This is a genomic window from Sphingomonas spermidinifaciens, assembly GCF_002351485.1.
GTDB lineage: Bacteria > Pseudomonadota > Alphaproteobacteria > Sphingomonadales > Sphingomonadaceae > Sphingomonas > Sphingomonas spermidinifaciens.
The window spans coordinates 70,316-82,505 of record NZ_NWMW01000002.1 but is presented as its reverse complement, the minus strand read 5'-3'; the positions used below and the strand labels follow the sequence as shown (position 1 = coordinate 82,505).

Annotated in this window: 12 protein-coding genes; 3 read left to right on the top strand and 9 right to left on the bottom strand. The window is 67.8% G+C overall.

Going from position 1 to position 12,190, the window contains the following annotated elements:
• Positions 1–5 precede the first annotated feature (5 nt).
• Positions 6–644 (bottom strand): gluconate 2-dehydrogenase subunit 3 family protein, encoded by a 639-nt coding sequence (locus COC42_RS10480; protein ID WP_245844043.1) that lies wholly within the window; start codon positions 642–644, stop codon positions 6–8.
• An 82-nt stretch (positions 645–726) separates the two neighbouring features.
• Between COC42_RS10480 and COC42_RS10475 the strand changes: the two genes are divergently transcribed.
• Positions 727–1,335, top strand: coding sequence for a thioredoxin family protein (locus COC42_RS10475; protein ID WP_096343300.1), 609 nt, complete (start codon positions 727–729; stop codon positions 1,333–1,335).
• The gene (locus tag COC42_RS10470; RefSeq protein WP_096343299.1) at positions 1,326–1,862 is read left to right on the top strand and encodes a hypothetical protein; all 537 of its coding nucleotides are present in this window, start codon (positions 1,326–1,328) and stop codon (positions 1,860–1,862) included. The genes COC42_RS10475 and COC42_RS10470 overlap by 10 nt, the downstream gene beginning before the upstream one ends.
• Here COC42_RS10470 and COC42_RS10465 read toward each other — a convergent pair.
• The 6 genes from COC42_RS10465 to COC42_RS10440 are packed head-to-tail and all read right to left on the bottom strand — an operon-like array spanning position 1,829 to position 9,345.
• A complete protein-coding gene (locus COC42_RS10465; RefSeq protein ID WP_245844041.1) occupies positions 1,829–3,301 on the bottom strand; it encodes an MFS transporter in 1,473 nt (490 codons plus the stop codon). The genes COC42_RS10470 and COC42_RS10465 overlap by 34 nt on opposite strands.
• Before the next feature lies 1 nt (position 3,302).
• Positions 3,303–4,358, bottom strand: a complete 1,056-nt coding sequence (locus COC42_RS10460; RefSeq protein ID WP_096343298.1) for a sugar phosphate isomerase/epimerase family protein — start codon at positions 4,356–4,358, stop codon at positions 3,303–3,305.
• An 11-nt stretch (positions 4,359–4,369) separates the two neighbouring features.
• Positions 4,370–5,485, bottom strand: coding sequence for a Gfo/Idh/MocA family protein (locus COC42_RS10455; RefSeq protein ID WP_096343297.1), 1,116 nt, complete (start codon positions 5,483–5,485; stop codon positions 4,370–4,372).
• Positions 5,486–5,495: 10 nt separating this feature from the next.
• Entirely contained in the window at positions 5,496–7,874 is a 2,379-nt protein-coding gene (locus COC42_RS10450) for a beta-glucosidase (RefSeq protein WP_096344133.1), read from the bottom strand.
• A 57-nt stretch (positions 7,875–7,931) separates the two neighbouring features.
• Entirely contained in the window at positions 7,932–8,324 is a 393-nt protein-coding gene (locus tag COC42_RS10445; RefSeq protein WP_096343296.1) for a C-glycoside deglycosidase beta subunit domain-containing protein, read from the bottom strand.
• Between the two features lie 13 nt (positions 8,325–8,337).
• Positions 8,338–9,345, bottom strand: coding sequence for a sugar phosphate isomerase/epimerase family protein (locus COC42_RS10440; RefSeq protein WP_096343295.1), 1,008 nt, complete (start codon positions 9,343–9,345; stop codon positions 8,338–8,340).
• 297 nt (positions 9,346–9,642) lie between these two features.
• Between COC42_RS10440 and COC42_RS10435 the strand changes: the two genes are divergently transcribed.
• Positions 9,643–9,906 (top strand): DoxX family protein, encoded by a 264-nt coding sequence (locus COC42_RS10435; protein ID WP_096343294.1) that lies wholly within the window; start codon positions 9,643–9,645, stop codon positions 9,904–9,906.
• Here the strand turns inward: COC42_RS10435 and COC42_RS10430 are convergent.
• Complete coding sequence (locus COC42_RS10430; RefSeq protein ID WP_245844040.1) at positions 9,888–10,862, bottom strand: ThuA domain-containing protein; 975 nt, start codon at positions 10,860–10,862, stop codon at positions 9,888–9,890. The two genes, COC42_RS10435 and COC42_RS10430, sit on opposite strands and share 19 nt — an antisense overlap.
• 14 nt (positions 10,863–10,876) lie before the next feature.
• Positions 10,877–12,190: an MFS transporter gene (locus COC42_RS10425; protein ID WP_096343293.1), complete on the bottom strand. Its 1,314-nt coding sequence runs from the start codon at positions 12,188–12,190 to the stop codon at positions 10,877–10,879.

Genomic DNA, 12,190 nt, shown 5'->3' with positions numbered 1-12,190 from the left:
GTCGCTCATCCGAAGTCCACCGCGGTCCAGTCGTTGGAAATGGCGCGCGTGCCCGGGCTCATGGGCAGCGCGGGGTCGAAGCGGCCGGGTACGGGCTCGTAGCGAAGCTCCTGAGACCCGCCGACTTCGCTGGTGTAATATCCCGTCAGGATCAGGCCCTTGATCGCCTTCCATGGGTGCGGCGCACGGCCGTCGCCGCCATAGGCTTCGGCATCGAGCGCTGCGACGGCGGCGGTCTTCGCCGCACCATCCTTGCCTGCCCAGTTGCCTTTCGCCCGTCGGTCGAGTTCGGCCTCTAGCCAGTCGAGGTGGCGCAGGCTGCCGTCGGGCCGGCGCGGCACCGTCATCCCCGCCGGGATCGCTGCCGCCGCGCCCGGATCGCGTGTCCCGTCAAGCCCGTGCGCGAGCGCGAGGATGACGAAATCGCCCGCCCCCACCTCGCCCGCGCCGAGCGTGCCGGTCTTGGGAATTACGATCTGCGCCACTTCGCGCATCATCGCGCGCTGACGGTCGGTCGGCGCGTCGTCGTCCTCCACCTTCGCCCAGATCGCGGCGCCCGCAGGCACGCCCACCACCATCGCCAGCAGCGCCGCCGCGCCCATGAAATCACGCCGGTTCCACCCCCGGCCAGATTCGCTCGCCACTCGCCTCTCCCGCTTCGTGCTTGCCTCACGTCTCGCACGGCCTATATCAGAACGATAATTCTATTTCGGGAGAGTGGCAAGAATGCTTCGCCAGTCGCGACAGGTGGACGGGGGCAAGCGCGCGCCCGATTTCGTGCTGCCCGATACCGAGGGACGGATCCGCACCTGCGCCGAGTTCGATGTGAGCCCCGCGCTGCTTGTCGCCTTCATCTGCAATCATTGTCCGTTCGTGCTGCACATTGCCGACGCCTTCGCCGCGTTCGCGCGCGACTATGCGGACCGCGGGCTACAGGTCGTCGCGATCAGCTCGAACGACACCGCCGAGTTCCCCGAGGACGGGTTCGAGCATATGGGGCCGTTTGCCGCGCGATACGGCTTTACCTTCCCCTATCTCTACGACGGCGATCAGGCCGTCGCGCTCGCCTATGGCGCGATCTGCACGCCCGACTTCTTCCTCTACGGTCCCGACCGCACGCTCGCCTATGCCGGTCAGTTCGACGCGAGCCGGCCCAAGATCAACCGCCCGCCGCTGCCCGGCGTACCGCTGCGCACCGACCTGCCCGTCACCGGCGAGGACATGCGCGCGGCGGTCGACGCGGTGCTCGCCGGGCGGCCGGTGCCTGAGCCGCAACGACCGAGCGCCGGCTGCTCGATCAAGTGGAAGGAAGGCAAGGATCCGTCATGGGCGTGAAGATCGTCGAAAGCGTCTGGGTGCCCTCGGCCGCCGTCGTGCCGCAGGAATGCGGGCCGGGCGTGTTCCTGCCCGTCGATGGCGCCGCCTGGTCGGAACAGGCGGGCTATAATCGCGGCTTTTTCTCCGCCTTCCGCCTCCATCCGGGCCGCGACGTTTGGTTTCACTTTCCCATCCCGACCTCGGTCCATCACAATGGCGAGCCGCTCGCCTGCACCGGCGTGTCACTCTTGTGGGAGACGCTCGACGGCGCGTCGATCCACTGGGTCGTGCTCCAGCATGGCGGCATGGAGCGCCTGCCGCTGACGCCGCCGGGGACACCGCCGCCCTCGGTCCCCGTTCCCTTCGATCCGCCCGAGCAGTGGCGCGAATATTATCCCGCAACTGCCCGGCGACTGACCGAGCTGCCGCTCGCCGCACCATTGCGGCTCCGCTTCGGGCTGCAACTGTCGGTCGGCGTCAGCGGCGGCGATGCGGGCGGGACGGTTCGCTTCTACGGCGCGGGTGCAGATTTCGTGGTGGCCTGACGCCGCTCCGCGAGCACGCGCCGGATTTCCGCCTGCTTTTCCGCCGACACGTCGAACCGCCCGACCAGCCACGCCATAGCCGCGCCCGCCACGACGATCAGCCCGGCGACGAACCAGGCGAGCGCACGCACCTTGCCGGCGGGCACCTGATCGACCGGCACCCCCGCCGGGAAGTCGATGATCCCCAGGAACGACCCCGCCAGCAGCGCAACGAGGCCGCTGCCCACCTGCAATCCGATGAACATGAAGCTTGCGACCAGCCCCTGCTGCGGCACGCCGGTATTCGCCTCGTGCTCGTCACCGATGTCGTAGGTGACGGTGTTGAAAGGCACGACATAGAGGCCATAGGCGAAGCCCCCCAGCACCCGCGCAGCGCACACGAACGCGCCGATCGCGAACGTCCCAGCCGCCGGCGCAAGACCGAGTAATGGCAGCAGCACCGCCGCGACCTGCACGACGAAGAACGCGATCAGGCCGCTCACCATCGCGAACCGCGTGCCCACCCGCCTCATCCACGCCGGTGCGAGGAACATCGCCGCGATCGAGCCGAACGTGCCCGCCAGCAGCAGCCGCTGCGTCCAGCCGCCATCGAGCTGCCAGAAATAGGTGGAGAGGTGCAGCGTCAGCTGATTGACCACCGAATTGGTGAACAGGACGAGCAGCGCGACCATCAGCAGGCGGCCGATATTGGGCGTCGTCCGGATCGCCGCGACGAGGCGCCGGAGGAGCTGCGGCAGCGTCTCGATCGCGCTCCTTTCGGTGATCCCGCGATCCGCCGCCTCGATCGCGCGCATCCGCGCCCGCGTGCCGACCAGCCCGACGACCATCAGCGCCGCGCCGAGTAACGCCACGAACAGGCCGAAGCCCGGATAGGGCGCGGGATTGAGCTGCGGCTTGGCAAAGCCGGGGCTCGCCACGAAAAACACCGAGAAGGCAATCCACGGCACCGTCAGGATCGCCAGCTGGTTGCCGAGGTTGCGCATCACCGCAACGAGGTTGCGCTCGCCCGCATCGCGCGTCAGCTCGCCGCCCATCGCATAGGCGGGCACCGTCCAGAACGAGATGCCGACCCGGGCGAGCAGCCCGAAGCCGAGCAGCCAGGCAAAGGTCTGCCACTGCCCCATCCCTTGGGGCGGCGCGAAGACCAGCGCGATGCCGACCGCGAAGGGCAGCACCGCGGCGGCCATCAGCGTGTGCCGCCGCCCGAGCGGCGCGCGATCCATCCGATCGGACAGCGCGCCGATATAGGGATCGGCGACTGCATCGAAGACGAGGATGATCGCCAGCGCCAGGCCGATGCGATAGCCATCGAGCCCGACCACCTGCGCATAGAAAAAGAGGACGAAGGCGTCCCAGGCGAAGCTCTTGATGAGCTCGGGCATCGCGCAGGCCATGAAGCCGATGCGCGTGCCCCAGCCGAGCTTCGCCGGGTCGTTCACCTCAGTCGATGCCCATGATCCGCTTGTTGAGTTCGCGATCGGCGCCGCCGGCGGCGAAATCGTCGAACGCATGCTCGGTCACGCGGATGATGTGCGCGTCGATGAACGGCGCACCCTCGGCCGCACCCTGTTCGGGATGCTTCAGCGCGCATTCCCATTCGAGCACCGCCCAGCCGGCGAAATCGTACTGCGCCATCTTCGAGAAGATCGCACCGAAATCGACCTGCCCGTCACCCAGCGAACGGAAGCGACCGGGGCGGTCGACCCAACCCTGATAGCCGCCATAGACGCCCGACCGGCCGGTCGGGTTGAACTCGGCATCCTTCACGTGGAAGCACTTGATGCGCTCGTGATAGATGTCGATGTGCGCCAGATAGTCGAGCTGCTGCAGCACATAATGGCTGGGATCGAACAGCATGTTGCAGCGCGCATGGCCGCCCACGCGATCGAGGAACATCTCGAACGTCACGCCGTCGTGCAGATCCTCGCCCGGATGGATTTCGAAGGCGAGATCGACGCCGTTCTCATCGAACACGTCGAGGATCGGTTTCCATCGCCGCGCGAGTTCGTCGAACGCGTCCTCGACCAGCCCCGCGGGCCGCTGCGGCCAGGGATAGATGTACGGCCATGCGAGCGCCCCCGAGAAGCTCGGGTGCGCGGTGAGGCCCAGCCGGCGGCTGGCGAGGGCAGCCTTCTTCACCTGATCGACCGCCCATGCCTGCCGCGCCTTGGGATTGCCGTGGACCGCCGCCGGCGCGAAGCCGTCGAACTGCGCGTCATAGGCGGGATGCACGGCGACAAGCTGGCCCTGAAGGTGCGTCGACAGCTCGGTGATCTCGAGCCCCTTGTCGGCAAGCAGGCCCTTCACCTCGTCGCAATAGGTCTGGCTCTCGGCCGCCTTGTCGAGGTCGAACAGGCGTCCGTCCCAGCTGGGGATCTGGATGCCCTTGTAGCCCATGCCGGCGACCCAATCGGCGATGGTATCGAGGCTGTTATAAGGCGCATTGTCGCCCGCGAACTGGGCGAGGAAGATCGCCGGTCCCTTGATCGTGCGCATAATCCTACTCCTCAAACCTGAAGCACGGTCCAGCCGGCGCGGTCGGCGCTGGCCCGGACGGCGGTGTCGATGAACGCCATGCCGCGAAGCCCGTCGTCGATGCCGGGGATCAGCGAGCCGGGCTCGCCGCGCAGCTGCTTGGCAAAGTCGCGATAGAGGTTGGCGAACGCCTCCAGATAGCCCTCGGGATGGCCGCCGGGCGTACGCGTCGCCGCGCGCGCATCGGGGCCGATCGCCGCATCGCCGGCACGGATCACCTGCGTCGAGCCGTCGATCGAGTGGAAGGTCAGCTCGTTCGGCGTTTCCTGCCGCCAGATCAGCCCGCCCTTTTCGCCATAAAGCCGGATGCGCAGGCCATTCAGCTCGCCCACCTCGATCTGGCTGGCCAGCAGCACGCCGCGCGCGCCATTGTCGAAGCGGAGCAGCACCGTGCAGTCGTCGTCGAGCGCGCGGCCCGGCACCACGGCGGCGAGGTCCGCGAGCAGCTCGGTCACGCGAAGACCGGTGATGAACTCGGCGAGGTGGAAGGCGTGGACGCCGATGTCACCGATACAGCCGCCCGCGCCCGATTTGGCCGGATCGACGCGCCATTCGGCCTGCTTTCCCGTCGCCTCGCCCGCGAGCCAGCCCTGCGGATATTCGACCACGACCTTGCGAACGCTACCAATCGCACCCGCGGCGACGCGCGCACGCGCCTCGCGCACCAGCGGATAGCCCGAATAGGTGTAGCTGAGGCCATAGGGCAGCCCCGCCTGCGCCACCACGCCGCCCAGCTCCTTCGCCTCGGCAAGCGTCGCGGTCATCGGCTTGTCGCTGAGCACCGGATAGCCGGCCTCCAGCGCAGCCTTCGCGGCGGGGAGGTGGTGGTGGTTGGGGCTGACGATCGCGACGAAGTCGATGCCGTCTTCCCGCGCCTTCTCCGCGGCGAACATCGCATCGAGCGACGGATAGGCGCGGTCCGGATCGATCCGGTACGCCTCGCCCCCCGCCCGCGAGCGTCCGGCATCGGAGGAAAACACGCCGGCCACCAGCTCGATCTCCCGATCGAGCTCGGCGGCGATGCGGTGAACGGGGCCGATGAACGCCCCCGGTCCGCCGCCGATCATACCCATGCGCAACCGCGCCATTCGCCTCTCCCTAAAGAGCCGCGTCGTCCAGGTCGGCGAACGCGGCGGTGAGCGGCATGCCGGGGTCCTCGGCATGCCGTGCGACGCGCAGGTTTAGAGTGCGACCGATCGGCGTCCAGCCCCCTTCGCCCCAGATCATGAACCGGCGGGCGGCGAGCGCGATGGAAATGCGGCGTTCCTCGCCGGGCTGGAGGTGGACCTTGGCGAATCCGACCAGGGTCGGCTCGGGCGTGTCGCGATAGAGCTGGACGATTTCGCTGCCCGCGCGGTCGCCGATGTTGCGCACGGTGACGGCCACTCCACCACCCTCGACTGCCGCTTCGGCCCAGTCGAAGCGCGTATAGCCCTCGCCGCTGCCGAACGAGTGCCGTGCCGGCGTGCCGTTGGCGATGAGGCCGCGATAGCCGATCCGTGTTCCCTCCTCATAGGACAGCCGCCCGCCCTCGCCTGGCTTGAGGCCGAAGGCGGGATAGTCGGCCTCCGCGCACGCGATCGACACGGGCATCCGTCCGCCGGGCTCGCGGTCGCCCGCCAGCACCTGCGCTATCGCCTCGGCAAAGCCCTCGCCCGGATACCAGGCGGCGATCAGCGCGGCGGCGCCCTCGGCCCAGCTCGCGTCGAAGGCGTGGCCGATATTGGCGACGATCGCGGTGCGCGGATTGGCGGCGAGGACGCGCGCGACGAGCTCGGCCTGTTCGGGGGCGAGGCGGGTGTCGGGCCGGTCCTTGCTCTCGACGCTCGAATCGGAGGTTTCGCCGACGAACAGCAGCACCGCCTCCGCGTCCCGCGCGGCGGCTTCGGCACGCGCCAGCATCGCCTCGCGGCTGTCCGGCCCGCGCACGCCGTACCACAGGCCGTGGACGCGGGCGGGGGCATAGGCGAACTCGGCGACGATGCGGACGGGCTTCCCCGCTTCGAGCACCACTCCGCCGGTTTCGGCGTCGCCGGACTTGAGCTTCCCCATCACGTCCTTGGCGAGCGTCGCGCCTGTCGAAACGATCGGTTCGCCATCGACGGTCAGCCGCGCCTCCCCCGTCGCGCCCAGATAGAAGCGGTGCGGCCCACTCTGCTCGGGGGTGAACACGCCGCTCGCGCGCACCGATCCGCCCTTGTCGAACGGCCCCTGCTCATGCACGCCGACGAACCAGACCAGCGAGTTGGTCGCGCGCGTCTCGCTGGTCAGCGGCTCGCCAGTGCAGTCGTCGCTCGCGAAATAGTCGAGCGTCATGCCGCGGGTGCAGCCGTCGCCGATGTCGCGCGCGGGGGTCACGGGCATGCCGGGCAGTCGAGGCGCGGGATCGACGCCCGCCTCGAACGTCACCTTGTCCGCGCCATAGCGCGCGGCGATCGCCTGTGCCGGGCTCGGCAGGTCGGGCGACACCGAGATCTTGGCGAAGGTGCCGCCTTGGAAGCACGGCGCCGCGGCATTGGGGCCGATCACCGCAATCCGCCTGCCCGGCGCGAGCGGCAGCAGCCCGTCATTCTTGAGGAGCACGAACCCCGCCGCCGCGGCTTCGACCAGCAGGTCGCGCGTTTCGTCGTCGGTATAGGGCTGAGTCTTGGCGCCGGTGACGCGCTTCGCGGCGCGCGCGATCCGCTCGGCCGCGTCGGCGACGCGCGTGGGCGGAACTTCGCCGGCAGCGACGGCTTCGTCCGCCTTGAAGCCGAGGAAGCGCGCCGGCCCCGGCATCTCCAGATCGAGGCCCGCATTGAGCGTCGGCGCGGTCGAGTGCGTGCCGAACCAGTCGGACATGACAAGGCCGTCATAGCCCCACGCGCCCTTCACCACCTCGGTGATGATGTGCGTCTGCTCGGCGCACCAATCGCCGTTCACCTTGTTGTAGGCGGCCAGCATGCCCACGCAGCCCGCGCGCGCCGCGAACTCGAACGGGAGGAGATAGACCTCGCGCAGCGTCCGCTCGTCGATGCGGACGTCGAGCGTGTCGCGCTCGGTCTCGCTGTCGTTGCAGACCAGATGCTTGGCGACCGACCCGGTCCCCGTCGACTGCAACCCGGTGATCCAGGCGGCACCGAGGATGCCGGCATGGAGCGGATCCTCGCCGAAATATTCGAAGGCGCGGCCGGCGAGCGGGCTGCGCGCAAGGTTGATGTTGGGGGCGAGCACTGCATCGACGCCGCGCGCCGCCGCCTCGCTGCCGACGAGCGCGCCGATCCGCTGGACGAGGTCGGTGTCGAAGCTCGCGCCGAGTGCCGTCGCGCAGGGGCTGAGCCGGGCGATGTCGCGCTCGTCGACGTGGCCGGACGCGATGCCCATCGGCCCGTCGCTCATCGTGAAGGCGGGGATGCCCGCCTCGGGAAGCGCGTGGCTCGCCCACATCGCCGCGCCCGCGGTCAGGCGGGTCATATCCTCGATCGTCGGATCGCGCATCGTCATTTCCATGAAAAAAGCGCCCCGCCCTTGCCGGGCGGGGCGCCTTGCTTGCCGTCAGGCGGCGAGGTCGAGTTCCTTTGCATCCTTCGTCGTCGGCACGAAGGGCAGGTAGGAAACGCGCATCCGCACGGCGAACTCGATCCGGTGCTTGCCCGGCGTCAGCCCGCCCGCGCGCAGCACGATGATGCGCGCCTTCTCGCCGAAGTTCCAACGGTCGTCATAAACCGTTTCCATCTCGTCGAGCGTGTAGGTTTTGCCACGCACCGAGAAGCGCACATCCTCGCGCGCGACCGCCTCGCCATCCACGGCGACGGCGATATCCTCGACCATCGAAAGGCCGAGACCGCGATAATAGGGCAGCCGCCCCAGGAACGCGAAGCCGGTCGTCTCGCCGCCCTCGACGACATTCTCGAAGCCGTCGACGCAGATCATCTTGTTGTCCATCATGGCGCTGATCCTTTCAGGCGGCGAGTGCGGTGGGGGTGGGTTCGCCGATCAGGCGCTTGAGCATTTCCTGCTGGCGGCGGACCTGCTCGACCGAATCGGGCTCCTCGACGTCCTCGATCCAGCGATTGCCCTCGTACTCCGAGCAGATGTAGCCGTCGTACCCGCCCTTCTGGAGCACGCGGACGATCTCGTCATAAGGGATCGACGGCTCGTAGAGATCGGCGTCCATCTCGTAGAACTTGCCGTGGATGTTGTGGATGCGCGGCATGTAGTCGAGCATCCGCTTGGGCTCGAACGCGGCATTGTGGCGCAGCGTCTCGGCCATCGCGATCGCCGGCCCCTGCCCGCCCATCTCGCGGACGTTGAGGATGACGTACTCGCTGAGGACGCGGTCCTCGTAAGCTTTCTCGATATAGTCGGCGATGTGCTTGGGCACGCCGATCCGCTCGAACTTGGCCTTCCACACGCGCGGGAACTTGAAAAGGAACATGCCCATGTCGGGGAGGAAGCCAAGCGCATCCGAGCCCGACTTCTCGAAGGCCTCGGCATGGCGGACGATCCAGGGATGGTCGAAGTGCAGCGGCGCGTGGACCTCGATCAGGATCGTGATGCCCTTCTCCTCGGCATAGGGCGCCGCGGCGACCAGCACCTCGGGCGCGATCGAGACGAGCGCGCGGATATACTTCATGCCGAGCAGCGCACCGAAATCGATGTCCTTCTTCACGCTCGCGACCTGCTCGTCGAAGGGCATCTCGCGGCCCTTGTAGCGCTTGTAGTCGAGCATGAAGTCGTGGCTGACGGGCACGCAGTCATACTGCTTGATCAGGCGGTGCCACTCCTCGACCTTTGCCTGATCGACGCCGACCTCCGGCCAGCCCCAGAAGGTCTGCTCGCCGATGATCTCGATGCCCTTGGCGCCCATGTCGGCACAGGTGCGGATGCAGTCCTCCAGGGTCATCTTCCCCTGAAAGGTGTCGTTCTGAAAGCTGTAGAGGCTGACGCCCCGCTTGATCTCGGCCATGGCCATTCCCTCGTCGATGCGCGGCATTGCCGCAGGAGGCGGGCCGCCGGCGGCGCACCCTCACCGAGCATGGGTTTTGGCATGGCGGGATGAGGCGCTCACGCGCCCGACCGCTCGACTCCTCTCCCCATCTCAATTAGAACCTATATTCTATATCGGGGCGCGACGGTCAAGCGGAGAGCGAAGAAATGATGATGTTGCTGCGCATCCTCCTGTCGCTGCCGCTCGCCGCCTTTTCGGCTTCGTCGGCTGGATGAAGGCGAGCGCGCCGCTTGGCCTGCTGGCGCAGCACGGCGCATGGACGGTCCGGATTCCGAGCCGCTCGGCAGCGCGGTTGGGGTGAGCGAGATCCTTTGCGCGCTGCTGCTGCTCGCCGGCCTCGCACCGGGCCATACGCGGATCGGCGGGGCGGCGGCGATGATCCTGATCGCCAATCAGCTCGTCGCCGCCGCGGTCCATGCCGGCGCGGGCGAGGCGCAGGCACTGCCACAGAACGCGGTGCTGATCGCCGCGCTCGGTTCCGTCGCGTGGCTCTCGCGGCGCTACTTCTCGGTGCGGTAGGCCGCCGGAATGTCGAAGCCCGAGGCCTTGTCGAGCGCCGGGATTGTCACCTTGCCCGTTGCCGCCCATTCGGCCCCGCGCGTCACCAGCGTCCGCACCCCGTCGAACTGGAGCGTGTCGGGCCCGTGGCCGAGCGTGATCGAGAAGACGCGGCCCTTGCCATAGTCCTGCGTCCAGACGACCGGATTGGGCGCGTTCATCCCCTTCATCCGGGCGACGTTGGCGGCCTTGTACGCCTCGTAATCGTATTTCGGTCCCGCCTTTTCGGGCACGTAATCGGCGGCGTCGTCGAACGCGGTCGCGAGCACCGTCACCTTCGCCGCGGGGTCGAAGGACATGTTGGTGTATTTGTCCTCCATGAAGCTCCAGATGTACGGGCGCAGCCCCGCGGTGACGGGGTGCGCCTGCGTCTCGATCTTCACGCGAAACGCGTCGGGCGGCGAGCGGCGGCTCTCGCCCGGCACCATCACCGCGCCGAGCAGCCGTTTATATTCGGGAATGTCACGGCCCCAGGTGAAGCTCGAGTGGAAGGCAACGAGGCCGCCGCCCTCCCGCACATAGTCATAGAGCGCCTTGAACGCGCCCGGCGACCAGAGATGCTGTTCCTTGTCGCCATAGTTCCAGCGGCTGGCGTAGTTGAGCAGCACGACGTCGTATTTCTTCAGCATCGCCAGCGTGCCGTCGTCGAAATCCTCGGTCACGCGCACGTCGAAGCGGCCGGTGTCCTTCATCATCGTGCGCAGCTGATTGTTCACCCCGGTCCAGTCATGCTCGTAGCTGTTCTGGCCGCTGATGATGAGGACGCGGAGCCGCGCTTCCTTGGGATCGACGGGCGTGACGACGCGCTGCACCGTCTCTGGCGGAGCATAGGGCTTGTTGCCGGGCATCTTGGGGATCTCGGCGACGGGCACGTGCTGCATTGCGGACAGGAGGAGCGGCAGGGCGAGGAGCTTCATCGGTCTTCTCCGGATCAAGCGGTAGCGAGGGTCGCGGCGGGACGCCGCACCGTGGGCCAGAGCAGGATGACGCCCGCCTGGAGCGCGAGGAGCACGATGGGCCAGCCATAATAGGACCAGCGGATTGTCTCGCGTGCGGTCTCGGTCACGCCGCCGGGGACATAACCGGCAAGTCCCAGCGAATAGGCGATCGCCGCCGTCCCCACCGCCATGCCGATCTTGGTGGCGAGGCTGATGCCCGAGGACAGCAGCCCCTCGTTGCGCGTCCCGAACTCGGCCTCGTGATAATCGACCGCCTCCGCCGCCATCGTGAAGATGCCGGTGATTGTCACCGACGTCGCGACCGACGCAGCGAGATAGACGGCGATGAATGCGGGCGGCGACGCCTCGGTCAGCGGCAGCAGCGCGAACAGCGCGATCGAGATGAGGATGGCGCCCAGGCACCCCTTGCGCAGCCCCGTGCGCGCGAGGATCGGCGGCGCGATAAAGGCGGCGAGCAGCAGCATGCCCGAAATCGCGGGCAGCAGGATCGAGATCATCCACGGCCGCCCCAAAACCTCGACCGCGAAGAAGGCGGTGAGCGAGATCATCGTGCCAAAGCGAACGAAATAGAGCAGCGTAAAGCCGAAGCAGACGCCCCACGCGCGATTGCGCAGCATCTGGCCGATCGCCGGGAGGACGGCGAACCGCGGCGAGGCGTTGTCGTCGAACCGCTCGCGGCAGTTGCGGAACAGCATGAACAGCGCCACCAGCGACAACCCGGCGAACAGAGTCGCCGTCGCAAGAAACCCGCGCTGCTCGTCGCCGCCGCCGAACAGCCCGACGAGCGGCATCGTCGCCGCGGTGCCGAGGATTACCGATACCGACGTGCCGATCGAACGCATGCCGCTGAGCTTCAGCCGTTCGCCCGTGTCGAGCGTCATCATCGGCAACAGCGCGGTATAAGGGATCGACCCCAGCGACATGAGGATGCCGAGCGCCTTGAACGTGAGGAAAGCGTAGATGAGCCGCATCGTCTCGCTGCCGTCGGGCACGTTGAACAGCAGCACGACCACGACCGCATAGGGGACGGCGGTGAACAGGAAATAGGGGCGCGTCCGCCCCCAGCGCGACCGGGTCTTGTCGACGGCGATGCCGACGAGGATGTCGATCACCGCATCGAGCAGGCGGGCGGCGAGGAAGATCGTTCCCACCGCCGCCGCGGGAAGCTTTGCGACGTTGGTGTAGTAATAAAGGAGGAACGCCCCCGCCATGTTGTAGGCGAGGCTGTAGCCAAAATCGCCGAAGCCGTAGCTGAGCCGCTCGGTGAGGCTCAGCTTCTGCGTCAT